This window comes from Peribacillus sp. NPDC056705 (genome assembly GCF_043656335.1).
The window spans coordinates 1-365 of record NZ_JBHTYI010000183.1 but is presented as its reverse complement, the minus strand read 5'-3'; the positions used below and the strand labels follow the sequence as shown (position 1 = coordinate 365).

1 protein-coding gene is annotated in these 365 nt (G+C 55.1%); it reads left to right on the top strand.

Going from position 1 to position 365, the window contains the following annotated elements:
* Nucleotides 1-365 (top strand): alpha-galactosidase (locus tag ACFRAK_RS28720; protein ID WP_394573150.1); only part of this gene is annotated, 365 nt, incomplete at both ends.

Here is a 365-nt window from a genome sequence, read left to right as displayed (position 1 = left end):
GACCTACTTTGATTTCAATGCAGATAAAATTGAGGACATCGCGAAGGAAGCGCAGGGACTCGGGATTGAACTGTTCGTGCTGGATGACGGTTGGTTCGGCAAGCGTAATGCGGATAACAGCTCGCTTGGGGACTGGATTGTGGACCGCAGCAAGCTACCGGGCGGGCTAGAGGACCTGGTGCAGCGTGTGCGTAATCTGGATCTGGAGTTCGGCCTGTGGTTTGAGCCGGAGATGATCTCGCCGGATAGTGATCTGTACCGCAACCATCCAGATTGGTGCCTCCACGTCCCGGACCGCAGGAGAACAGAAGGCCGGCAGCAGTTGATATTGGATTTTGCGCGCGAAGAAGTGTGTGATGCAATTG